The organism is Leptospira sarikeiensis (assembly GCF_004769615.1).
Classification (GTDB): domain Bacteria; phylum Spirochaetota; class Leptospiria; order Leptospirales; family Leptospiraceae; genus Leptospira_B; species Leptospira_B sarikeiensis.
In genome coordinates this window covers 379343-403487 of record NZ_RQGF01000028.1, presented here as the reverse complement: position 1 = coordinate 403487, position 24145 = coordinate 379343, and the positions used below count along the sequence as shown (strand labels likewise).

Here is a 24145-nt window from a genome sequence, read left to right as displayed (position 1 = left end):
TCGCTTTCTCCTAAAAAACCAAGAGGACTTCCGAAAACGCGTAATCCCCTGTGTGGCTGATACTTACCCGGATCGAATTCGGTTTGAGTTCGTTCAGATAAGTCTGAAAATTTCCGTAAAACCTGAAATAGGGCCTTCCATAATCATCATTACGGATCTCTATTTCGGAATAATTGATAATGAGTTCCGGTTTTTGGAAGAGCCTATATCCATCCAAGGCTTTTATCAATGCTTCCTTTGCTGCGTATCTTCCTGCAAAAAAAGAAGCCCTTTGATTTTCAGGTTTAGAAGTTCCTTTATTTCTTTCCCATTCAGTAAATGTAATTTTAAAGAAGAAAGTTGCCTTATCGTTTAAACTTTCTCTAAACTCAGGCACATAAGTGAGATCCACTCCGACAGAAACGATCGGATTTGAAACAGGATCGGAAAATGAAAGTGGCTCGGACTTTAATTTCATTTTTTTTCTCCAGATCGATACGCTGCATTCAGAAGTATTCCTGTTTCTTCTTCAGGGAAATAGGATTTGGTATGCCTTTCATAGAGAGGTTTTCCGAGTCCCATTCTGATCTCATGATATCTATTTCTGGACTTAGTCTCTCTTTTTTTTCTTAACTCTAGATATCTTGTTCTTTCCTCAGGAGAAAGTGCTGCCAAGAAATAATCCGAATGAACGAAAAGGCAAAGTGCTCCAACATGCCCGAACCCTAATGTGGTAAGCATTCCTGCTTTTATATTATGTTTTCCGAATGTAATGCTTTCGTCGGTGAATGTGACGAATTCGTATTCGTTCATATCCGGATCCACTTCTTCCAAATTCCTGTTCCCGGTCACGATACCTTCTTCTAAACTTTGAAGAACTCCGATCGTTTGCCAAGCGGCAGCGCCCCCTTTAGAATGGCCTGTTAATGATTTTTGAGAAACTACAGGGAGAAGATTTCCTGGAGTTCTTCCTAATTTACTAAGAAGATTGAATAGAAGTTTATTTTCATTCTTATCGTTCGCCTTAGTTGAAGTATCATGTTTGTATGCGACCCCGATATCATCAGCGGTTAATCCGAATGCAGACAAAGCGTTTCTTAGAGGAGATTTTTCTTTCTCGGATTCTGCACCTAAGGTTAGTAATCCTAATCCTGGAGCCGGGATGGAAGCTTGGATACCGTCCGTTTTCGAACCTGCATATGCAAGAATCCCGTAAACCGGAAGCCCTGCTTCCAATGCGAGATCTCCTCTTGCAAGAAGTATGATCCCTCCTCCTTGTGCTTCTACGAAACCTCCTCGTCGAATATCGTTAGGGCGGCAGATCCCTGTAGGATCTATTCCTTGTTCGGCCATCTCGATACTGCTAGCGGTTGCTTGCATATCTCCAAAACCTACGAGGCCTTCTTCTGCAAAATCATCGAAAGCACCTGCAAGCATAAATCCCGCTTTGCCTTCTTTGATCAGACTTGCTGCCATTTCTAAAGATACACCTGCAGTCGCACAGGCTGCTACTGGAGTTTGGACAGGACCATATCCTCCTACATAGGAAGTTAAAGCCCATGCCGCGGTTACATTGATGAGTGATTCTTGCAATGCGTCATGCTGTCTTTCCTTCCCAAGTAGAAAATCTTGGAACATACGTTTGAGTTTTCCCATTCCGCCCATTCCGGATCCGACTGTGGATCCTACGAGCCCAGGATGAATAAATTTATATAATTCTATCGGTTCCATTCCGGAACGTAAGAAAGCTTCGCATGTACAATACAGATTATATACTGTGATCGGATCTACTTGTTTGACTAAGTCTTTCGGAATTCCATATTTTGCAGCGTCCCAACCTTTCGGTATTTGCCCTGCGACTTTTCTTGTGAAATCTATTGTTTTACGTACTTTGATCTGGCTTCCTTTTTTTCTTCTGACAAACCATTTGTCTTTTTCGGGATCATGATATACTTCGGTTGCTTCCGGTTCTGCATTTTTGAATTCTTCCGCTTCTTTTGCATTTGATACCGGCACAAAGAAGTCTTCTTCCAACACAACGTCTACAAAGGAGAATAGAGAAGATGGGTCGAAGCCTACACAATCCTTGTCGATGATCCTAATCCCTGTATGAGCAAGGATCTTCTCCTCGTATTTGGATTTGATTTCCCATTCTTCCACCGCTTCTCCGGTTTCAGAATCTGTCCAGGATCTACCTTTGTCGGAGGCCTGGTATTTTACAAATCCCATCATCCAAGCTAGCTCCAAGGAAGCTTCTAAAGAAAGTATTCCTGATTTTTCCAATTCCCATCTGGTATTGGAGCTTCCTGCAGGACCCAATTCTGCGAATCCTACAATACAAACAGTTTTAGATAAATCTAATGTGTTTAGAGGGCCGATCTCTTTTATCCTATTTTCGTCAGGAATAGAAGGATATTTGTAAACTTCTTTAGGTAGGAACTCCTTCGCCTGTTTTTCTTTCTGTTTCGGTATGAATTTACTCTTTAGCTGAAAGGTTTCCTTTTTGATCTTTGCTTCAGAAAGAATATCATTTCTGATCTGTGCTAAAGTTTTTCCTAGATCGGATTGAGAATCCAAACCTCCGGTAAAATTTGCCTTACTGATCTTTTCTGAAGAATGGAATACAGAATGATGGATCAAACATCCTAAAAGAAGTCCCATTTCTCTTCTGGAGAAAGTTAAAACTCCGGACCTTTCTTCGAGTGCTTGAGAAACTAGGTCGTTCGCTTCCATAAGGCCTGTGCCTCTGACCCAACCGATCACGCAGCCGTGAATTCTTGTATGTTTTCCCCAATCTTCTTCTTCCGAGAATTTTTTTCTAAATAATGTCTCGAGCCCGAGTTTGGTTTCGGCATACATTCCATCTCTTCCGAAAATCCCATGATTTGGCGAAAGAGGAAGAATAACATGAAGAGGGGAATTTTCTGTCGGAGTATTTTTTGTTCTACCAAGAGTTCCGATCAGTTTTTCAACACCTAGTAACATTACTCGAAGTGAATTTAAGGAAGAATCATCCAACTGAGAAGTTGAGTTCTCTTCTCCAACTGCGCCGAATGGAATTAGCACATCCGGTTCCCAATCTTTTTGGATCAACCATTCGGAGAGTAAACGTATGTCCTCCAAAGAACCTTGAGAAAAAGGAACTAAACTTATAGAGGAACCTTTTGCCCCGTATTTTTGGAATACTTGTTTATAGAATTTTACCTTTTCGGAAGAATAAGACGTAGTAGTTAAAATTACATCTGCACCTCCTGATAGAAGAACATAAACAGTTTCTAATGCGATTGAATTGGGTCCTCCGCCTGTGACTAAAACTTTCAGACCGGAGAAAGAGATTCCTTCTTTATAAGATTTGGAAATCGATCCCAAGACGGATTCGGTTTCACTCGGACTTTTTTCCCAATTAGATCCTTGGTCTCTACTTGTCCCGATAGAGATTTTTTCTTTTAGGAATTCTTTTAAATCGGTAAAATATTCAACTTCCTTAAAGTTTAAATTTCCTTCTTCCGAGATGCTAAGATTAGGCCTCAAAACAGAGTTAGAAGATCTGAAAACCGGTTTTTGATCTTGGGTTAGAGATTTGCCGATTGTTTGAAGATGTTTTCTTACGGGCTCTATTCTTTTCTTTTGGTCAGGATACAGATTGAGATCTTGTGCAAACAGTCTATCCCAATATTCTAAAACTTTTAAAAGTAACGGGCTTTTTTGATTTTGGAAATAATGTTCTTCTTCCTGAGTAAAAGTTTCTCTCCGATTTGTTCTAAGTTCCGCTAAACCTTGTAATAATTTTTTCTTAGCCCATTGCTCTGAGTTTGAAAAACGTACGATCTTTTTCTCTTGGAATATGGAAACAGGTGATGTGTCTGCTAAATTTTTAGACCTTGCTTCTTCTAATGTATTTAGATCCTTAACTAAAAATTCTATAAAAGGATCTTCACCTAATAATCTTTTCCGGAAGTCTTTGATCGTTTTTCCGAAAATACCTTCTATCCCGAAGTATTTTTTTTCCAATTCTTCTAATGCCGCCGCATCTACTTTTGCTCCACCGGAAGAACCGGAACCGGAAGAGGATACTTTGCCTATTCGGATTCCTTTAGATTGAGCGAAAAGATCTACCGCATTGTCCAACCAAGAAGAAGCCGCTTTTGAATTTCCAAATCTGGCATTTAGTGAAATAGGGCTCAAAGCTCCTTTGCGAATTGAATCTCCCTCTCTTGCGTATAACGGAAGATAAACGGTAATCGCAAAAATTCCGGAACTACTTAAGCTTCTTTCTTCTTTTAAATGTTTAAATACTTCGGTCCTTCCGAAATCTGGCGGGAAAAATTTCTTTAAAGTTTCCTCAAAAGAAGTCCTAAGATAAGGTCCCGGTTGAGTATAAGCGGATTGTTCTTCCAACAATTTTACCAGATCCTTGATAGACTTCTCGTGAGCTCCATCCAGACTTGGAGTTTTGAATTCAGCTCCAAGATCCGCCATTACTTGATTTCTTTTGGAGGAATTTCCACCGAATAAAGTATCGATACTCTCTTCTTCTGAAATTTCTTCCGGTCTTACGCCGGCCTTTAAGGATAATAAGGAGAGTAACGCGTCCTTTTTGGTTAAAATTACTGAAGCTTCATCTCCTCCTGAAACCTGTATTTCTCGAACCGGTTCTTGGACTTGGACCGATACTATTTTAGGAGTCTCGATATTTTCAGTTGGGATATTAGAAGTCAGAATTTCCGGCGTTTCTTCTATTTTTGAAAATTCCGCATTCTCACAGTCTTCGGATTCGTAAAGGACTTGGTTACGATTTTCTTCTATATGAAGGATCTCGAATGCAGAAGGATCGGATTCCTCTCTGATCGTTTGTTTTGCCATTCCGGCGAGATCGCCTCTCGCTCCCAAGTCGATCAGTCTTTTTACCTTTAAATTTTGGAAGAACTGATCTTGGGTTAAGATCCACTGGACAGGCATCGCAAATTGATACGCGAGTAATTCGATTAATAATGTTCTTCTTAATTCTTTAGGGCTTAATTTAGAAGTTCCTTTTAGAAGTTCGTTCAATATCGGGCTTCCGGAGACTTCCGCCGTATATTTTATAAAATCTTGATGGATTGAAAATGGTTTTGCGACTAAGTTCGGAATGTACTTGCCGTCCAATTCTTCAAAATCTGAATCAGCAGGTATATTCGATTCCAATGTTTTTCTGAATTCGGATACTCCGTTCACTAATACTCTGGAGTGGAAGGGAACATCGATCCCTTCCAGTCGGATCGTAGTTTTTTTACCCCGAACAATTTCCTTAAAACGACTTTCCATTTCGGATAAAGCCTTCAGATCTCCAGTTACGGAGTATTGTTTGTCCCTGATGTTTAAATTGACTACTTCTAACGGAAGTCCTGTCTCTTCTTTTATCTGCTTTACAACTTTGAGGATCGTAGCTTCATCCAATCCAACATGACGATTTCCTAATACTACGCTCATTCCAAAAGGACTTCTGCCTTCGCTGTCCCTTGGGACCAGTCCTTGCATCGTAAGCCCTCTTCCATAAACGATCCGTATTACGTTTTCTAGGCCTAAAAAACCTCTGGCGGATAATGCGGAGAATTCGCCCAAAGAATGTCCTGCGAATGGAGCAGTCTGATCTAAGAAACCTCTTTCTTTCAAAACTTCCCAGTCAGCCATGGACTTGGTTACTAAGGCGACTTGGGTGAATTGAGTAAGATGAAGAACTCCTTTCGGATGGTTCCAAATCTTCTTTCCTACTTTTAATGAAGTCGGATTGTCTTGTACGATCTTTAAAAGAGAGAATCCTAACTCGTCTCTTGTAGTATTTTCCGCTCTCTGCCAGATTTTTTTGGCCTCGGAAAATTCTTCCCTGAGTTTCATTCCCATTCCTTGGGACTGGGAACCTTGTCCGGTAAATACGTATCCTGTTTTTTTAGGAGAAACGATTGCCTTTGCTCCAAGCTTTGTTTCTCCGGCTCTATTTTTCAGATTAACTGAAAGGACTTGGTTTCCTTTCCATTGAGAAATGTGAGAAACTTCTACTAATAATTCTTCTCCCAGGTAAACCGGAGCTTCGAAAGTTTCGTCGAAGGAAATCATTCTGGATGGATCTCCCTCGCATACATCTATTACAATTTGTTTAATTACTCTGGATGATGTCCAAAGTCCATGAACGATCTTATCTTTCCATCCTGCGTATTTTGCAAAGTCCGGATCCGTGTGGATAGGATTTGTGTCTCCTGATGCAGAGGAATACTCGCTCATATCCGAAGGTGCAAGAAAGATCTCAGATATAATTTTATAAGGCTTCTGGAGAGATATTTCAGGATCAACTTCTTCAAATAATGAAAGAAGACGATCGAATGAAGAGTGACCTACGAAAACTTTTTCTTCTAATTTGAATTTCCCCCATTCTTCCGAATAATTTCCCGAAATTCTTTCGATCGTCCCTTCAATAGTATTTAATTCTAAATTAGATCCTAAACCTAATGCCAAACGATTGTCGGAGGAGAATTTTAGTTTAGTTCCGATCTGAACTTGTTTCAAGTTCTGGATCCAAGGGATAGAATGTAGAAGATTCAATTCCGCCTGATTTCGAACGATGATCGTTTTGACCAAAGGGATAGAATCGAATTCATCGAATTTAGAAGAAACGTCCCGTATCAAAAATCCGGTTTGAAAGGAGCATAAAATTTTTCCGTCTTTGGAAATTTCACCTTGGATTTGAATTTCTTGGCCAGTACCTAATTTGCGAAGTTTCGCAAGTTTTGCCTTTGATCTGAGAGTATCTCCTGGAACCAATTCAGTGATCTCTTTTTCCCAACGGAATTTCTGGGAGAAGTGGAGAAGTTTAAATAAATTCCGATTTTCTAATGTAAATAGTGGAGCCAGTAACACTTTCCATGCGAAAGCAGTACTCATTCCTAAAGGAGGATTTGGATCGGATTTTAGATCTGCTCTTCTTAATTCTCCGATTGCTTTTCTAAAGTTTAGGATCGAATCCTTATCGATGGTTATTTCCGATTCTAGTCCTTTCGAGAAATTCGATTTTGATCCTAAATTGTTTCCGTCAAGTCCCCAGGTCTTTAAATACAATTCTAATCCGGATCTTTCTTTAAGAATAAGATCTTCTTCTATAAAACTTTCTGAAATTTTGCCGGGATAGAATCTTCTTTGGAATGGAATGACAGATTGATCTTTCGGGTTATAAAAGAGAAATTGTAGTTCTGCAGAATCTTTTTCCAAAAGTTTAAATTCAATTTTTAGTTTATTATTCTCCAAAATCTGGATTAGTATCAATTCTCCCGCCGAACTTGTTTCCCAAATGAATTTTCTTCCGATCCTAGGTTCTAGGATAGATCTTATATCCGATATGTTTGGACCGATTTTAGAGGATTTTAAAACTGCAGAAAGGAAACCTTCTCCCAGATCCGAAAGCGCTAGGGCCCAATCTTTCTGAGTTATATCTATATTTTCTAATATAGAAACCGAGTTGTTCTGGATTTGTTCTTCCGGAAAGTATTGAAAAATATTTTTAGATGGTTCGGAAGATTCGAATAAACTTTTCCAGGAGATCTTTTTGAGTCTCGAAGACTCCAAATTTTTATGTAAAAACGATCCGAATATTTCTGAGATAGGTTCGTTAACTTTATAGATACCTCGAATGGCTTTAGGTCCCGGGATCCAAGCGCAAGTATCCGGGTCCATTCCGATACAATGAGAATACCAGAGAGAATCGGAACGGATCCATTTTACAAGATCTTCATCGATCACTGGGATAAAGTTCACAGGCTTTCCGGGACGTTTACATACATCTAAGAAAAAGATCCTGTCTTCCGGAAGGATCGCAATATTTCCCGCATTTGAGTATTTCAGTTCCCAGCTTTGTAGGAATTCCTTCGGTTCAAAACTTTCTTCTATATTTTCTAATATGGAATTAGTATCCGAAGTTTCGGATACTCTGGATTCGAATCTTCTAGCTAGTTCCAAAAATCTGGTTCTATAACTTTTATCTATAAAAGGGTGATCCGGCCAATTTCCTTCTGGAGAGCGAAGTTTTTCTCCCGGGCAGGTCAGTTCCAAATATCTGAATAATATTTCGGAATAGCTCATTTCTTCCAGGTCCCCGAAATATGGCTTTGCCGTAGAATCAATCAGTGAAATAAGTTCATTCTTTTTTTCTAATACAAGTCTTCTTGCTTCTTCTGATTCTTTTCCTTTGGTCAATTCTTCTGCAAATGAAGAAAGTTTAGTCCAAGAGTTCTCGGCATAATAAATATCCGCACCTAAACCTGATCTTCCTGAGATGATTCCGCCTGCGTTTTTACCTTCCTGAGTTTTTTTCCAAGTTTCGGATCCGGCGATGGAGACTAAGGATTGTTTGATCTTTTCTGAAGTGGCACATTCTTTTGCGGCCATCAATCTGGTCCCAAGGAAAACTGCATCAACAGGCATAGGATTTTTTCCTGCCCAAGTCCCGAATAACCAAACTTTTGAGTCTTCAGGTTCCGCGATCCCTCCGCCTACCGCTAGTATGATATTTTTACATTCTCTGATCTCTGAGTAAGTAGAACGGACCAAATCTTCCAGATCTTCCCAGCTATGATGACCGCCAGCTGCGCCACCTTCGATTTGCATTAAGATTTTTGAATCCTGCATCTTGTTTGCGATCGATATGACTTGCCTGATCTGTTTTTGTGTTCCAGGTTTAAAAGAATTCAGCCAAATCCCATGTGCTTCGAAGTCCTTTAGGATCTTAACGGCTTCTTCAGTCTCTGGAATTCCTGCGGAGATGGTTACTCCTTCGATAGGAGCTCCTTCAGATTTCAGACGTTTTACTAAGGGAACTTGCAAATTCCATAAATAAGCATCTAAATAGAGAAGGTTTATTACAATGCCGACTCCCTGAGGCAATTCCTTCCGAAAGATCTCTATTCTTTTTCGAAATAACTCTTCGGTTACCTGTCCTCCGCCAGCCCATTCGACTAGATAGCCGTCTTTTGCTGCTGCGATAACTATTCCAGGCTCGACTGTAGAAGGAGTCATCCCTCCGCCGAAGATAGGAGGTCGTCCTGTCCAGACGGAGTAATTGTTTTTTAAAAGGGTTCTTCCATTCGGAAGTTCTACCGTTTCAGGTTGGAATTCCTTCCAGGATTTAGGAAATTCTAAATTAGATTCTTTAGAGAAGGATCTATAGAGATCCGGCTTACTGATGTTTCGGATTAAGTAAGACTTTCCTCTTAAAGTTGGGATACAAAGTTTTTCGGCGTCAGAGCCCGGCCCAAAGGAAAGAAGAAGAATTCTACCTTCTTCTTTTTGTAAACTTTCCAAACAGACATCCCAATCTAAAAGTTCTGCGACAGCCATTCTGGATAAGGAAACTGCGAGATCGGATTCCTCTCTTAAGTCTCTTCCATCTCTGGTATCGTATAATGGGATCCTAAGATCGGACGGTTTTGGGTTGAAGCCGATATTCTTAGCATCATTTTCTAGAAGGATCGGAACTCTTCTTAGTAAAGGAGAATGGAACGGAGCTGAAATTTTTAAGAATACCCAAGACTCCAAATTAGGGAAATTTGTTGAGGATAAGAAGTTACGGAACTCAAGTAATGTTTCCGGCGATCCGCATATGACCCTAATTTTAGGACCATTCTTCAAACCCAGATAGGCCATGTCCTCTGAAGTCCTACCTGAATTAAATTTTTCTAACTCTTCTAAAAGTAAGTGATCGTTTTCAGATTTGATCGCGGCCATTGGAGACGGTGTCTCGTCTTGTTTAATATATTTTTTGGATGAGACGTCCAATTCTAGAATAGGGAATTCTTCTTGGGCCCTTATCCCCAAATGGATCAAATTTTTTAGGATAAGAGATAAATTACTTAGAAATGATTTTTTATTCGAAGAAGAAGATAATAAAAGACCTGCATAAACTCCCTGAGAATGCCCGAAGATCCCAGAAGTCTCTTTTAATAGGATCTCCCAGTTCACTTCATCCTTTACTATTCTAAAAAGACTGGATGCTTGTGCTAAAAATATCAGAGGAATACTGTAGGAACAATTCTTTAGGACGGAATGATTCGGAGTGGATTCGGGTTGGTTTAGCCATTCTCTTAATTGGAATCCGAAAGGAAAATATTTATGAAATCGATCTCTCTCGATCTGTTCAGATACTTCATCGATCGAAGAGAAAACGATATCCCAAAATTCTGAGTTTGAATGTCCTTCTTCATAGAAGGAGCGAAGTTCAGGTATTGGATCTATCCCTTGACCCCCGAATACAACGAAGGTCTTTGCAACTTGGGAAGAGATATATTTAAAGACAGGTGATGTTTGTTCGGATGATAATGCTCCGTCTGAATAATTCGTTTTCATTAAATGACCCTTCCATCTTGTTTTTTCAAATCTTGATAATCTCATTTGTAATCGGTGAGTTTACGTTTTGATTTCAAGAAAAAAATTTTTTCTAGTTAATAAAAAGAAAAACGTAACTTACGAACAGTGTTTGAATAAATGTAACAAATGCTATAGCTAATCTATTTTCCTAATTTATAATATGAATGTACGATTATTATACTAATGAACGAACATTAACTAACATAAGTTAATTAACAAATGTTCGCTAATATAATGATCAACCAGTATTCCTTTTTATGCTTAGATAAACATGGGTTCATAAAAAATGAACAAATGTTTATTATATATTAATAAAACATTAAATACTTTTGAGCATTCCTATGCTGTTCTTATCTTTTGGCTATTCTTTTTCTGGGCTATTTATGAGAAAGGGAAGGCAATTTGAAGCCGGTTATCTTACTTGACCGATCCTTAGGTAAAAGGCCTATACTTTCCGATAGATTTGTTTGTGAGAATATCCTTAGAACATGAAGAAATACTCTCTTTATAGTATTATATTGATAATTGCCGTATATGTAGTTTGGGCAAATACGGACTTAGCTTCCGGGGCTGCGGGTTTCAATTATGAAATCTCTTTTTTTTCCTATGGAAGTGATTCAAAGAAAGGAAACTTGATTGGTGTGGAGCCTTTTATGACTCCTGAGGATTATTCTAGTCCGAAAAAATTTTTAGATAAAACCGAATCTTACTTTTTAAAAGCTAAAGAGCAAGGTTGGACAGGAGAAAAAACTATATTTGTTTTTCCTGAGTATTATGCAACCTGGCTCGTAGTATCTGAAGAAAAATCTTCTTTATACAGTTCACCGGATTTGGGATCGGGGATGTTGTATTTTATACTTAGAAATCCTTTTAAATTTTTATTCTATTTCCTTTCTTCTAAGGAGAAGGATCCGGTCCAAGCTGCAATATTTAAGACAAAATCGGAACGGATGAAAGAGATCTACGAACAAACTTTTGCAGAGCTTTCTAAAAAATATGGAGTTACAGTTTTAGCAGGATCCATTGTTCTTCCTTCTCCTTCTGTCCAATCAGGCAAGATCAAACTGGATATAGATCGTGGTTTGTACAATACAAGTTTTGTTTTTGGAAAAGAAGGAGCCGTTTTAGGAGAATCTATTCGTAAAAAATTCTTAACAGAGGATGAAAAACCTTTTTTGGATATTTCTTCCGAGCCTGGGGCGGTAGTCGATACTCCCGCGGGGAAATTAGGAGTTCTTGTATGTGCGGACTCATGGTATCCTGAGTCTTATCAAAACTTAAGAATAAAAAGAGCGGATCTAATTGCCGTTCCTTCTTATATCAATCGTGGAGAAGAAACAGTTTGGGATAAACCCTGGGCAGGATATAATGGAGAAAAAAATCCGTCTGATGTGGATTTTAGGGACATTGGAAAAATTACAGAAGGGGAGGCCTGGAAAAAATACGCATTGGAATCCAGGGCTTTGAAGTCAGGCTTTAAGAACGGAATTAACGTATTTTTACAAGGTAAACTTTGGAATTTAGGATCGGACGGAAACGCGTTCATTCTGCGAAACGGAAAAGCTGAAACCGTTCCCGCATCGGATCATAATAAAAATAGAATATATAATGTTTGGCTTTAGGCTTTAAGTTTTGTAAGAAAATCCGAAGAGTTCTCATTTGTGGGAAGGAGCAAAACTTCTCCTCTTTTTAAAGGAACTTTCGGGACCATGTATTCTATTCCAGCAAACCATGGAAGAACATATTTGCTAACAGCCATAACACCGGCTACGTCGAAACCTGTGGTTGCGATTACCTTGATCCCCTTAAACCCGTCTTTGTGGATTTTTCGGATCATCCAAAGTCCGGAAGTCTGGGTTTCCATAGTAATATCAGTGATTACTGCTTTTAAATTCTGTTTATTTGCAAGGTAAAGATCCCAACCTTGAGAAGCGTCGATTGCACGAAGCACCTCGCAACCGTTTTCAGATAAATATGTTTTTAAATTATTCGCATAACGATCATTATCGTCGACTACAAGAACTAAAGGTTTCAAGGTAATATTCCCGCTCCGGCATATTGATTGTCGGTAAGTTTACGATATAATCCGTTTTTTTCCATTAGAGAAATATGATTTCCCTCTTCTACGATCCTACCGTTATCCATGACAAGGATCCTCGGAATATCTTTGATCGTAGAAAGTCTATGTGCGATCACGAAAGTAGTCCTGTTTGCGAATAATCTTCGGAATGCGTCGCTTACCAAACGTTCCGATTCTGCGTCCAATGCGGAAGTCGCCTCGTCCAAGATCATAATTTCCGGATCTCTTAGTAAAGCGCGTGCGATTACCAATCTTTGTCTTTGGCCGCCCGATAAATTTAAACCTCTAACACCCAGGATACTATCGTATCCATTGTCCATTTTTTTGATAAAGTCGTGAGCGTGTGCAAGCCTTGCTGCACGGATCACATCTTTTCTGGTCGCTCCAGGTTTTCCGTAAGCGATATTGTCTGCGACTTTTCCATGAAATAGGAAAATGTCCTGGGTCACGATCCCGATCTTTTTTCTTAGATTGGAAAGAGAGAAGTCTTTAATATTTTGTCCGTCGAACTCGATGGATCCGATGCTCGGATCGAAGAATCTAGGAATTAAATCCATCAATGTGGATTTTCCGCAGCCACTTGCTCCCACGATTGCGATCGTTTCTCCGACTTTTACGTTCAGATTGATGTCTTTTAAAACTTCTGCGGTTGTACCCGGATATGCGAAGTTGATCCCTTTGAATTGAATGGAATCAGAGACTTTATGAACTTGTATTTTTTCTTCTTCGCTATGATCTTCCGTCTCTAGATCGATGATCTCGAAGATCCTTCTTCCTGCAATGATCGCCTGTGAAATTTTTCCGACCATCTGGGATAACTGAGTTAAAGGTCTTAAAAGGAATAATAAGGTCAGAAGGAAAACCATAAACTGACCTACGGTAAAAGGAGATCCTACGTTCCCCGCTAAAATATATCTCGCTCCCAATGCAAAAAATCCGAGAGCCACGAGAGAAGAAGTCAATTCGACAAGGCTTGGAGCGATCTGAAGATAATACTGACCTTTAAAATTCCTTCTATAAACATTCTGATTGATCTTTCTGAATTTTTCCTTCTCGTAGTTTTCCGTATTAAAAACACGGATTACTTTGATCCCGGAGATCATTTCTTGTAAATTTGCATTTAGATCCGCAAGTTTCTCTTGGAATCTTTCGGTTGATCTTGTGATCTTTTTAGTGAATAGAGTTACAGGAAGAATGATCAAGGGAACTGTTCCACACGCAATAAGAAGAAGTTCCGTATTCAAATAAAGTAATACTAATAGGTGGGTGATCACATAGAAAAAGTTGATCGTAGCGTCTCGGAAGTTGGAAGATATCACTGCGGCAACCACTTCTACGTCATTGATGATCCTACTCATCAATAACCCGGTTTTCTCCTTAAAGAAGAATGTAAGAGGGAGCATTTGATTTTTTTCGAATAGTTCCTGTCGGATATCCCTGACGGCCCAGTATCCTGCGGTAGCAAGACAATATACGGAAGCGAGATAGGTCAGAAGTTTTAAACCGTACAATGGGAGTATCAAAAGACATACTGCCCAAACGACTTCCTTTGGTTCCATGTATTTGGTGCGTCCGTTGGACCATCTTTTAACGTCTATTAATACTTTTTTAGCACGTTCGACGGGATTTAATCTAATTTCTAAATTGGATTCTTCCTTAGTGATGATCTCTTGTTCCGCTTCTGTGAATTCGAATTGGAATCTAACATTCGGGTCTGCAGCCATCGTATCGAAAAGTGGAATGATGGAAGTTAAGGAAACCGCGTTCAATACCGCAGTGAGAAGAGCGAAAGCGATACCTAATGAAAATCTGTACTTATAACGTACTGAATAACTCATTAAGCGGAAGAAAATTTTCATTTGATTTAAGCTTCTGATACGATTCTAGAAAAGTTTCTTACTATTTCCAATCCGTCTTGTGTCATTATTGATTCAGGATGGAATTGAACTCCATACAAATGTGGTTTCGTTTTATGACGAACTCCCATAATAATTCCATCTTCCGTTTTAGAGGAAACTTCCAATTCTACAGGAAGGCTTTCCGGTTGGATCACAAGAGAATGATATCTAGTCGCTAAAAAAGGAGAAGGTAGGGATCTATAAATATCCTTACCGTCATGTTGGATCAAACTTACTTTCCCGTGCATGATCGTAGGAGCGTTTACTATCTTTCCTCCATGCACTAAACCGATCGCCTGATGTCCAAGGCATACTCCTAAAATAGGAAGTTGTCCTGGAAGTTCTTTTAGAACATCGATACAAACTCCGGAATCCTCCGGGCGCCCTGGGCCCGGACTAAGAACAATACCTTTCGGATTTAATCTTTTGATCTCACTCAGATCAATTTTATCATTTCGGAATACTTCTACTTTATTCCCGATCTGTGAAAAATACTGATATAGATTGTATGTAAAAGAATCGTAATTGTCTATGAGAAGGATCATCTATTCCATTCTCCTTTCAATCCGTTTCGAGCAAAATCAACCGCTCTTAAAAGGGCCGCCATTTTATTTTTGGTCTCTTCTAATTCGCCTTCCGGAGAAGAATCATAAACTACACCACCGCCAGCCTGCACGAACGCCTTCTCTCCATAAAAGGAAATCGTACGGATCACGATCGCCATGTCTGTATCTCCCTCGTAGGAAATATAACCTAAGGCTCCCGAGTAAATCCCTCTACGAGTTCTTTCTAGTTCGTCGATGATCTCCATTGCTCTGATCTTAGGTGCTCCGGAAACGGTTCCAGCAGGCAAGGTCGCTCTTAATAGATCGTATACGGATTTTCCTTCCTCTAAGATCCCGGAGCATTGGCTTACGATATGCATTACGTGGGAATATTTTTCGATGATCTTAAAATCTTCCACTCTCACACTTCCTGCTTCGCAAACCCTACCTAAATCGTTTCGGCCTAGATCTACGAGCATGATATGTTCTGCGATTTCTTTGGGATCTGCGAGAAGATTTTCTTCCAAAAGTTTGTCCGCTTCCGGGGTTGCTCCTCTTGGTCTTGTTCCAGCGATCGGTCTAAGATAAGTTTTTCTATCCTTACACTTAACCATAATCTCAGGAGAAGAACCTACTAAAGAGATATCATCCAATTTCAGGAAATACATATAAGGGCTTGGATTTACGGTGCGAAGTCCGCGATATACTTGGAAAGGAGGAACTCCAGGTCGGAACTCCAACTTTCTGGAAGGAACTACTTGGAAGATATCTCCAGCGTAAATGTATTCCTTCGCTTTTTGGACCGCTTTTTTATAATCTTCATCAGGAATATTCGGTTGGTATTCCAACTTCTCTTTGGACTCAAGAGGATGTTTCACCCAGCCAGGGAGTTCTCCTTCTCTAAGTTCCTTTTCGATTGCATCAATTTTTTCTAATGTAGCTTCGTAACAAGCCTTAGGATCTTCGTATTCCGATAGCCTCGCGTTGACTACGATCCTAAGAAGGCGATCCACATGATCCACTACCAAAACTTCGTCATATAATGCGAAGTAAGCGTCCGGTGCCGGTTCGTCCTCTGGTTTTGTATCCGGGATCTTTTCGTAATAACGTACTGCAGCGAAAGAAAGGAATCCTACAGCACCACCTTGGAAAGAAGGCAATCTATGATCCGGTACGTATTTATCATCTCCCATACAATATTCTAATAAGAATAATGGGTCGTAAGTGATGATCTCTGTTTCAGGTTCTTTTCTTTTGGAAAGGTAAAATAATCCGTTCTTACCGTACAATAATCTGTAAGGATCTTTTCCTAAGAAGGAGTTTCGACCTACATTTTCTCCGCCTTCTACGGACTCTAAAAGAAAAGAATGTTTTGCCTCGGTGCCACCCCATTTTGCAAAAAGGGACACCGGGGTCTCCAGGTCTAGAAAGACCTGTTTAAATACCGGGATCAAATTTCCGGAATTGGTTCTTTCCAGAAATTCTTCGTATGTTAAGGAAAATTCCTTCAGATGTTTGGTCCTTCGATTCCCTTACCTTCTGTAAGATAACGAGAAATGATCAATCTTTGGATTTGAGAAGTTCCTTCATAGATCTGGAATATTTTTGCATCTCTCATCAACTTCTCTACCGGATATTCGGAGTTAAATCCGTAACCGCCCAGAACCTGGACCGCATCGGTAGTAATTCTCATACAAGCATCGGCACAGAAAGCTTTTGCAATAGAAGCTTGGTAAGTATTGCGGAAACCATTATCGATCAACCAAGCTGCTTGGTGGCAAAGTAATCTTCCTGCCTCGATATCTCTCGCCATCTCAGCGATCATAAAAGAGATTGCTTGGTTCTCTATGATTGGTTTTCCGAAAGCGGTCCTAGTTTTAGCATATTCTAATGCATGTTCCATAGCAGCTCTTGCAACTCCGACAGCACCTGTCGCAACTCCCGGACGAGTATGATCGAAAGCTCCCATCGCGATCTTGAAACCGTCGCCTTCTTTTCCGATCATCTGGCTTTTATGGACTTTTACTTCTTCGAAAGTAATTCCTCTGGTGTCGGAACATCTTTGTCCCATGTTCAATTCTTTTTTGCCGACTACTACACCCGGAGTTTTGGAACTTACTATAAATCCAGTGATCCCTTTATGTCCAGCTGCAGGATCCGTTTTTGTAAGAACAAAGAACCAATCCGCATAACCCGCGTTAGTGATCCACATTTTGGATCCGTTGATGATATATTCGTCCCCAACTTTACGAGCAGTAGTACGAATACCTGCAACGTCGGACCCTGCACCCGGTTCAGTCACCGCATATGCACAGAGTTGGAATTGTTCTGTCATTGGTTGGACCCATTTTTTCAGGACCTCATCGCTTGCTCCGATCAGAACGGGAGCAAGTGCAAGGTTATTTGCTAGAATTGCAGTCGCCATAGCGGAACAACCCCAGAACAATTCCTCGCCTATGATGGTGTCATCCAATTCGGCCATTCCGGCGCCGTTATATTTTTCCGGAATGTGGATATTCATCAAACCGATCTCCCAGGCTTTTTTCAAGATCTGAAGAGGATATTCTCCCGTTTTGTCATGATGTTCTGCCTTAGGGCGGATCTCATTTTTTGCGAAGTCTCTCGCGAGGCCTCTAAGCGCTTTTTGATCGTCTGAAAGAGCGAAATCCATAATAACTAACCTTAATTGGAATGAGGGTCTCTAAGGGAGAACGTGATGTACGGGATCACGTTTCTTTTGAAAAGATTAGCAAATCTTCCAAAAGATAAAAATACGATTCCAATCCTAAATTCGGACCGGATAAAAAATCCCTACGAAAAACCCTAAGGAACAGGTTCTAAGCGGAAGGGTACCGAGTCAAGAACGTACGGCTGGACTTGAACAAGTAGTCTGAATCCTGAAATTAAATAAATGCCGAAATTAGGGCACTGAACGGGCGCTCAAATATTGGAAATAAATTTCCAATGGAGTGAAATCGGGGGAAAAACTCTCTTCCGCTAAGACCCAAAATCGAATTTATTTCGTTCCATTCTCATTCTCTTAAATTAAGATTTTAAATACGTTTTATAAAAAAAAGAAGAAGGCTATTTTAGCGAAATTTTATATAAAGTCGCGAATTTTGATTGTGGGCGGCCTATAATTTTTTGGATTATCTTTTCCCTTGAGTTCGGAAAATTCCGGGTTCAAAAAACTAAAAGGATAAAATCCATGAAAAAACTAGTATTAGCGCTTACAGCTCTTTCTCTCGTTGCAGCTTTCGCACTTAGCGCAGAAGAGAAAAAAGAAGCTCCTAAAAAAGAAGAAGCTAAGAAAGAAGCTCCAAAGGCTGACGTAAAAAAAGACGCTAAAAAATAATCCTACAAGGGTTTAAAAGCGTCCGCACTGGATATAAGAGTGCAGCGACAAGAAGGGCCTTCGTTGAGAGGGCCCTTTTTTATTTATACATATATAAAGAGTCCGTTCAGTTTAATAAAAGCTAGAGATAAATAAGATCATTAAACGAATTGATCCGCTTTAAGAAAGTATTCTCGGAGTTGGATCTGATCTTAAAAAAGAATCCGGCCAGATTAGACAGCGCCGGATATAAGAGTGAAGCGACGATGGAGTCCTAAGACTCCTGTTTCTTATTCATAAGATCCTTTTCTCACTGTCAGCTACTTTTTCCCAATTGGGTCCCCGGACGCGGTTCAAAGATCCTTTGAAATGCCGAATACTCAGGCTTTAGGTCTGTCCTTAGGCGATTTTTCTGAAAAATGGTCGTAAATGAATCGCGATGTTATTTTGAAAAAATATTCTGTTATAGTGAATTTTATGCTTGTAAAACAGACGGATTGCTGTATAAGAATTCTACTCCAACTCGGGGGAATCCGAGGAGGAAGTTCAGAAAAGGAAGAATCCAAATGAAAAAACTAGTATTAGCAATCACCACTTTATCTCTCGTTGCAGCTTTTGCATTAAGCGCGGAAGAAAAGAAAGAAGCTCCTAAAAAAGAAGAAGCAAAGAAAGAAGCTCCTAAAGCTGATCCTAAAAAAGACGCTAAGAAGTAATTTAAGGACTGAGAAGAAATTCTCAGACGATTATTCTCTTATCATTTCTCCGGGCCGTCCGTTTGGGCGGCTTTTTATATTATAAAAGATTAATTTATCCGATTAGGATTTTCCTAAGATCTGATCCTTCATAAAATGAGCGGACCTTCTTCCTAATTCCAAGGCCAATCTTCCGTTTTCCATTTTATTCGGATGAAGATATGGAGTATTTGTGACGACCCGTATAATCTTCTTCCCGTATTTTTTGGCCAAAAGTTCTTTTAGATCTTTTGTTTCGCTTGAGATCACGCTTACGCAAGAATCGAAAGCTCTCAGCAAAATTTTATCCGAAACTGGTTTACGGTTCTCAATATCATGGACCACGATCCTTTTGATACTCGGATCCAAAATAAATTCTTTGATCGGTTCCGCATCCGCAACCCCTCCGTCCAAAAATTCTTCTCCCTGAAAGTTCGGGATCTCGAATAGGATCGGAAAAGTCATAGAGGCAAGGATCATATCGATTATATTTCCTTCGGTCTTAAGTTCTCTAATTCCTTTGGTAAGATTAGATACAGCGATCCCCATTCTGGTAGGCATATCGGAGATATCTTTTCCACCAATATATGGCTCTAATAATGCTCTGATCTTCTTTCCGGACAATAGGCCGGAATAATTTTTAAGCCCTTTGCGGAAAGGTTTCAAAATTTGACTGAATAGATTTCCGTCCCAAAAATCGCTCTTTTTCAAAGTGAGTATAAATCTGGTGATCTCTTCCGGGGGAAGTCCTGCTGCAATTAAGGATCCGATCAATGCTCCTGAACTAGAGCCCGCAATTGCAGCCGGCTGAAAACCAATCTCTTTCAACCCCAGGGAAAATCCTGAATGGGCATAAAAGCCGAAAAAAGCGGAGTTCAATGCAAGGGCATCGTATGATTTTCGAAATATAAGGTTCGGCGATTTTTTAGAAGCCATTGCGAATTTCTTAATTTGGAGCCAAACTTTGTCCAGAATTTTCCCTCTTATACAAATCCTTAGGAATATGGATTTTATATCTTTGGAAAACGATTTTAGGGTAAAATTATCCCTCGTTTTTTCAGGAACTTTTATCGATCCGAAATTCTGATTTCAACGAATCATTCTTGAAACAAAGCTTTCTCGGGAGTATTACTAAGGAATGAGCTATCGAACTTTTTACGTCACCACTAAAAACGAGGACGAGGCTTTGCATATCGCGGAGACTCTAGTGAATGAAAGATTAGCGGCTTGTGCCAATCTAATACCTGGAATGAAATCCATTTATCGATGGCATGGTAGGCTCGAGCATAATCAAGAAACCGTTCTCCTATTAAAAACCAAAGATTCGGTTGCGGAAAAAGTTTTGGCTAGAATTTCGGAACTCCATAGTTACACGGTTCCATGCATCGTGTCCTGGGAAATCAAAGAGGCCAACCAAAAGTATTTGCAATGGGTAGATTCGGAAATCGGAAAATAATTCTTTCCCTTTAAACAATCTTTCCATACATTCGGATATTTTTGTCGAATCTTCGGAGCCGAAATCCCGATAGATTTGTAACCGAGGCGGATGAATGGAAGAAAAAGCGGAAAAGTTTTGGACCTGGTTTTCCCAAAATAGCCGGTATTATACAAAACTGGATGATCTGGAGGATAAGGAAAGAGACCGTCTTTTGGACGATCTCATGGACAGGCTCCAGGAAGTGAATTCCGAGTTTTATTTCGAAATAGGCGGCGGAGACGAGAGTCCTTACGAATTTACTGTAATTACCGCCGGAGACGAGGATCTGTACACTGATGCAGAAAGGTTTGTAGATCTTGCTCCTGAAATTTCAGGCTGGGACGTCTATTCCGTCGACCAATACCAGGAAAAAGGAACCGTTATCTTTCACGAAGGTTTGGAATTAGATTCGGAAGAGATCTGGTTTCTTCCTTTAGAAAACACAAATCTTCCCAAAAGTTTCGGAGTTAAAATTTGTTTTCCTGATTTTCCGAATGTGGAATCTAATCCTCACCTAAATAAAGCGGTTGGACTTCTACTCGAGACTCTACTCGGAGAAGATACATTCACAAAAGAGATCGGACATTACGAGATTGGAATGCTTCCAGACGACCCTGAAGAAGAAGGATTTATAGAACTGACCGAATTGCCTGATTATATCCAATGGAGAAAGGAAAGAGAGGCATAAAAAAGGGCGGGTCTAACCCGCCCCAAAGAGGGATGGAAATTCAAGACAGATTATTCTGCTTGGACCACTAAAGTAGACTGAGGTGTTTTACCATGTTTTACATCTAGTCCGTAAATCAAGGCCGTAGGAACAGAATACATTATATCGAAAGTATCGATCGCAATCGCGATTTTATTTCCGACAGGAACATCGTAAGCTACTGCGTTTAAGTCTATAGAAATATCCCTAGTTTCATACCAGCCCGCGTCGAAAATAGTCCCGGTTCCATGAGTGATCAAGGTCGCAGTTCCATATTTATCCACATCGTAGAAATAAACGTTAATATTCGCTTTTCCTAAACTAGAAGAAACTCTTCCGTTCCAGAACATTTTCCCTCTGATCTTTAAAATAGAGCTTAGATTGGAAGATTGGTAAACGATCCCATTCACTCTACTTACAAAACCTAAATTGGTTTGTACCGGAATTTCCGCATGAGAAGCGAGAATATCCCCTAAGATTGGAAATCCAGTCGTAGCAACCGTATCCGCTCCTGAAAGAATTCCAGTCGAAGTGGTAGTTGTGTTCTGGCTTGTGGAAATTTCTCCGTTAGAGAATAAACTTCTAGGTTTCAAATAGAAAGTTTTATCGGATACAGTAGGAGAAGGCCAAGAAGGAAGAGTAACTCTCGGACCGGCAAAACGTTTTTGGAAAGTAACCTGAGGTTTTGCCATGATCCCGTTATTGATCCCTTTCAACCAATAATCGAACCAATCATACGCGTTATCCCAAACAGTACCGGAAAAACCAAGTATCCCACCGATTTCCGCGGATGCATGAATTCCTTCGTTCATTAAAAGTTTTTTCGGGATTTGGATTTGTGCGTAATAGTCCAGAACCGCATTCGGATTGAACAAATAATCTTCGAAATTATTCGAGATCAATACCGACTTCCCGGTTGAAGCATTCAGTTGTCCTACAAAAGTTTCAGGAGAACGGTCTGCTGCCCAAGTAGTTACGAAATCAATATCCGTATGTTGGATAAGTTTTCCGAAATTTTGTGCGATAATTGGATCAGGTTTTCCGGTGATATAGCTGGAAGCTACTAAAAGTAAGCCCCAAACTAATCTTGGAGTATCGTTTCCATAAAGAGAACGTTTTAGGTTTCCCCAACCACTCATTGCGACTGCAGTTTTAATTCTAGGCTCAGTGCTAAGACCTGCGAGGGCAATTCCAGCTCCATAAGAAATTCCAGAAATACCGATATTTGCGGGATCTGTAGGGCTGTTTGCAAGCAACCAATCTATAATTTTACCTAAATCTGATCTATCTTTAGGACCTGCAGTGTCGATCAAACCGCCTGAAGCTCCAAAACCTCTGGTGCTATAGGTAATTACTATAAACCCTTTTTTTGCAAGTTTTGCGGCCGGAACCAAATACTCGTATTTGTTCAATGCCCAGCTATTTACAAAAATCACAGCAGGATACTTTCCTGTAGGAGAGGGAGCTGTAGGTTGGAAGAGACTTGCTTCAAGTACTACCCCGTCGAACGCAGTCACCTTAACATTATTATTAAAAGTGAAAGTTCCGTCGTTCTCTTGAGCAAACGCGTTTTGGATTTGAGTGCTGGAATCTTCTAGTTCGGAAACTTTTCCGGATCCAGCAGCCTGTCCTAAACTAGGATCTAAGGAAGCAAGCAGTGCAGCAGCTTCCGTATTTTTTGAAGAATCACTATTACAAGATGTAAAGGACCCTACTATTAGCATCGCAAGTATGCAAAGTTGCATACCTAACGTTCGATATTGTTTTCTCATCACTATTCTCCATAAGCTTTTCAGTCATTGCTAATTTATCGCTTAATGGAGAAGGAGTATAATCCGTATGTAAGTTAGGGTCGTCTTGGATTCGGATTTTGGACAAATTAAAAGGTCTTAATTTTTTATTTAAACAAATTCGGAGTAAAACGTTCGTTCAAATTAGGACACTTTAGTTTTACGTAAAAATTCTCTAGGGGAAACACCTTGGATAGATTTGAATGCAAGGTTAAAAGTTGCCTTTGAATTGAATCCGGATCTGTACGCTACGGAAAGAATGTTCGCTCCGTTCTCTTTTTCTAAAATACGAACAGCTTCCGCGACCCTGTATCCGTTTACAAACTTTGAAAAGTTAGTTCCCTTTATTTGACTTAAGAATTCGGATAACTGATATGGTTTGATATCCAATTGACTGGATAGTATTGTTAAAGAAAGATCTTCTTGTAGATAGATTTTTTCTTTGGACATCAAATTATCTAAACGATTTTCTAAATCTTCCGTATCGATCCCTTCTAATCTAGAATTTCTATAAGCGTCTCTCATAGAAGGTCCGATCTCTCGAAATACTTCCGGCAAATAAATTTGGGCCAAGTAACCTGTTACCGCATATACAACCGTACCTAAAACCGAAGCGAATAACAGGTGTATGTCTCTGAATAAATAAGCTAATACTAAAACTAAGGTAGCGCTTCCACTTCCAATAACTATATAAAGAAGAAGTCTTGCTCCTGAATCTCTTTTTAATCTATCCCACTGAAAGGATCTTCTGGTTTGCCAAACGATCGCGGAATAATAAACTAAATTGCTGGTATAAGCTCCTACTAGTAGGAGGTCCAACCAACTAGTGGATCCTTGCTCAAAGTAGTCTATGGGATGGGCTTGAAAGCTTTGAGGTAAAACTAAATGTATGATCGGGAAAAGAATAGATAATCCGATCCCGGGGAAGTAAAAACTTCTTTCGAATGTGCTAAATTTTTCCTCTCTTACGGTAACTGAATATAAACTGTACATTCCCGGCCCTAAAAACCAAGCTAAGGGAATATGTAGATGGTTTAAAAACGAGGGTTCGAAATAAATACCCTTTAATAGAAAGTAAACATATAAGAATTGGATCGAAACACAAAAAGATAATAGGGATAAAATCTTAAAACCAGCGGTTCTTTCCGGCCGAAGTAATCCTGCCACACATAATAACATGCAGAATAGAACTCCAAAGAACACAATCTCTTGAAAATGA

General features: G+C 39.8%; 15 protein-coding genes. 5 read left to right on the top strand and 10 right to left on the bottom strand.

Annotation, left to right across the window (positions count from 1 at the left end; all coding sequences use genetic code 11):
• Positions 1-10: 10 nt before the first annotated feature.
• Positions 11-457, bottom strand: a complete 447-nt coding sequence (locus EHQ64_RS13135) for a holo-ACP synthase (protein ID WP_135649922.1) — start codon at positions 455-457, stop codon at positions 11-13.
• A complete protein-coding gene (locus tag EHQ64_RS13130; RefSeq protein ID WP_135650583.1) occupies positions 454-10344 on the bottom strand; it encodes a type I polyketide synthase in 9891 nt (3296 codons plus the stop codon). The genes EHQ64_RS13135 and EHQ64_RS13130 overlap by 4 nt, the downstream gene beginning before the upstream one ends.
• A gap of 509 nt (positions 10345-10853) precedes the next feature.
• Between EHQ64_RS13130 and EHQ64_RS13125 the strand changes: the two genes are divergently transcribed.
• The gene (locus EHQ64_RS13125) at positions 10854-11987 is read left to right on the top strand and encodes a carbon-nitrogen hydrolase family protein (protein WP_135649921.1); all 1134 of its coding nucleotides are present in this window, start codon (positions 10854-10856) and stop codon (positions 11985-11987) included.
• Here EHQ64_RS13125 and EHQ64_RS13120 read toward each other — a convergent pair.
• The 5 genes from EHQ64_RS13120 to EHQ64_RS13100 form a co-directional block, all read right to left on the bottom strand.
• A complete protein-coding gene (locus EHQ64_RS13120; RefSeq protein ID WP_135649920.1) occupies positions 11984-12400 on the bottom strand; it encodes a response regulator in 417 nt (138 codons plus the stop codon). The two genes, EHQ64_RS13125 and EHQ64_RS13120, sit on opposite strands and share 4 nt — an antisense overlap.
• Positions 12397-14304, bottom strand: coding sequence for an ABC transporter ATP-binding protein (locus tag EHQ64_RS13115; protein ID WP_135649919.1), 1908 nt, complete (start codon positions 14302-14304; stop codon positions 12397-12399). Before EHQ64_RS13115 ends, EHQ64_RS13120 begins: the two co-directional genes overlap by 4 nt.
• A 5-nt stretch (positions 14305-14309) precedes the next feature.
• Complete coding sequence (locus EHQ64_RS13110; protein WP_135649918.1) at positions 14310-14888, bottom strand: anthranilate synthase component II; 579 nt, start codon at positions 14886-14888, stop codon at positions 14310-14312.
• A complete protein-coding gene (gene trpE, locus EHQ64_RS13105) occupies positions 14885-16309 on the bottom strand; it encodes an anthranilate synthase component I (protein WP_210410866.1) in 1425 nt (474 codons plus the stop codon). The genes EHQ64_RS13110 and trpE overlap by 4 nt, the downstream gene beginning before the upstream one ends.
• 86 nt (positions 16310-16395) lie before the next feature.
• Positions 16396-17559, bottom strand: coding sequence for an acyl-CoA dehydrogenase family protein (locus EHQ64_RS13100; RefSeq protein WP_135649916.1), 1164 nt, complete (start codon positions 17557-17559; stop codon positions 16396-16398).
• 537 nt (positions 17560-18096) lie between these two features.
• On the opposite strand from EHQ64_RS13100, the gene EHQ64_RS20240 reads away from it, so the two are divergent.
• Both EHQ64_RS20240 and EHQ64_RS20235 read left to right on the top strand, forming a co-directional pair.
• Entirely contained in the window at positions 18097-18243 is a 147-nt protein-coding gene (locus EHQ64_RS20240) for a hypothetical protein (protein ID WP_167882403.1), read from the top strand.
• Positions 18244-18788: 545 nt separating this feature from the next.
• On the top strand, positions 18789-18935 hold the full coding sequence (locus EHQ64_RS20235) for a hypothetical protein (protein ID WP_165782587.1): 147 nt from the start codon (positions 18789-18791) through the stop codon (positions 18933-18935).
• A 102-nt stretch (positions 18936-19037) separates the two neighbouring features.
• Here the strand turns inward: EHQ64_RS20235 and EHQ64_RS13095 are convergent, their stop codons facing one another.
• A complete protein-coding gene (locus EHQ64_RS13095; RefSeq protein ID WP_135649915.1) occupies positions 19038-19889 on the bottom strand; it encodes a patatin-like phospholipase family protein in 852 nt (283 codons plus the stop codon).
• A 202-nt stretch (positions 19890-20091) separates the two neighbouring features.
• Here EHQ64_RS13095 and cutA point away from each other — a divergent pair, with 202 nt between their 5' ends.
• On the top strand, positions 20092-20409 hold the full coding sequence (gene cutA, locus EHQ64_RS13090) for a divalent-cation tolerance protein CutA (protein ID WP_135649914.1): 318 nt from the start codon (positions 20092-20094) through the stop codon (positions 20407-20409).
• Between the two features lie 94 nt (positions 20410-20503).
• Complete coding sequence (locus EHQ64_RS13085) at positions 20504-21118, top strand: hypothetical protein (protein WP_135649913.1); 615 nt, start codon at positions 20504-20506, stop codon at positions 21116-21118.
• A gap of 50 nt (positions 21119-21168) precedes the next feature.
• On the opposite strand, the gene EHQ64_RS13080 is transcribed toward EHQ64_RS13085, so the two are convergent.
• Both EHQ64_RS13080 and EHQ64_RS13075 read right to left on the bottom strand, forming a co-directional pair.
• A complete protein-coding gene (locus tag EHQ64_RS13080) occupies positions 21169-22860 on the bottom strand; it encodes an alpha/beta fold hydrolase (protein WP_135650581.1) in 1692 nt (563 codons plus the stop codon).
• 210 nt (positions 22861-23070) lie between these two features.
• Positions 23071-24105: a helix-turn-helix domain-containing protein gene (locus tag EHQ64_RS13075; RefSeq protein WP_135650579.1), complete on the bottom strand. Its 1035-nt coding sequence runs from the start codon at positions 24103-24105 to the stop codon at positions 23071-23073.
• Positions 24106-24145: the final 40 nt, after the last annotated feature.